The following is a 1081-nucleotide window of genomic DNA, read 5'->3' as shown; positions in this document are numbered from 1 at the left end:
AGTTGTTCTATGTGATTAACCCAAGGGCTGTAAACTGGCTGGAACACCAGGCAGAACTTGGGGTTCTTCTTCAACCATCGCTCGGTCTGTTTGCTTTTGTGAATGATGTAGTTATCGAGGATCAGCGTGATGGTTTTGGCTCGTCGGTAGTGGCGACGCAGCTTTTCCAGCATGGCGATAAACAGGGATGAGTTTTTCTTTATCCCACTGACGTAAAGCACTCTTCCGTTGCCTGCATGGAGAACGCCTGCCAGGTAATGTTTCGCGTTCTGTCCCGGTGTGACAACCCGCTTTTGTTGCGCTCTGAACATCCAGTCGGCCCCTAATTTGGGATTGAGGTCTATATCGACTTCATCCTCATAAAACACCGGATTATCGGCATCACAGCGGGCCAGCGCAGCGTCGATATCCGCCATTTTCTCCTGATAGGCCGGGTCTTTTATCCGCAAGGTCGGCACGGGCCTTCGCCAGACAATGCCCATACGCGGTAACCATCGGCGGAGCGTGGAGGCTGCCATATTGAGGCCTGTTAACCGATTGATTTTGATAGCCAATAGTTCGGTACACCAGCGGCTGCGCTGATAACCAAAATCTTGCGGAGAAAACTGCATGAGCAGCACCAGTAAAGTGACAATCTTGGCGACAGGTAAGACCGGGGCACGGCCAGCCGGTAAGGCTTCTAGCGCCTCCACACCTTCATCCCGATACCACCGAAGCCAACGGCCGATGGTCGAGCGAGCCGCGCCGGTAAGATGATGAACATCAGTGATCGTGCGTCCTTCATGTAACAGCAAAATGGCCATCAAGCGACGAGCATGCCCTTTATCACGCGTGGCATGGATGATTTTGTGAATGCGGCGCCATTGTGGTTGTGGCAGGGGTGGTAGGATAGGCATCAACTCAGTCCTTTGGGTGTGGCTTGTTTTGTTTGGCGACTAATGAGATCGCACAAACTGGACTGAGTTCCCTTCCTCAAGTGATCTACTATTCGGAACAGCTATTTAGAAAACCAGGGGCGATTCAGTCTTAAAAATCGCTTATAACAAAAAGGCCTTCCCGATTGGGAAGGCCTTCAAATTAG

At 51.4% G+C, this 1081-nt stretch carries 1 protein-coding gene; it reads right to left on the bottom strand.

The annotated features are described in order from the left end of the window. The coding region (locus BN1115_RS07905) for an IS630 family transposase (RefSeq protein ID WP_042656750.1) at window positions 1-896 on the bottom strand (896 nt) is incomplete at its 3' end. Between the last annotated feature and the right edge of the window lie 185 nt (window positions 897-1081).

It is taken from the genome of Aeromonas allosaccharophila (genome assembly GCF_000819685.1).
GTDB classification, from domain to species: Bacteria; Pseudomonadota; Gammaproteobacteria; order Enterobacterales; family Aeromonadaceae; genus Aeromonas; species Aeromonas allosaccharophila.
The sequence above is the reverse complement of the archived record's forward strand: the minus strand, read 5'-3'. Positions and strand labels throughout refer to the sequence as shown.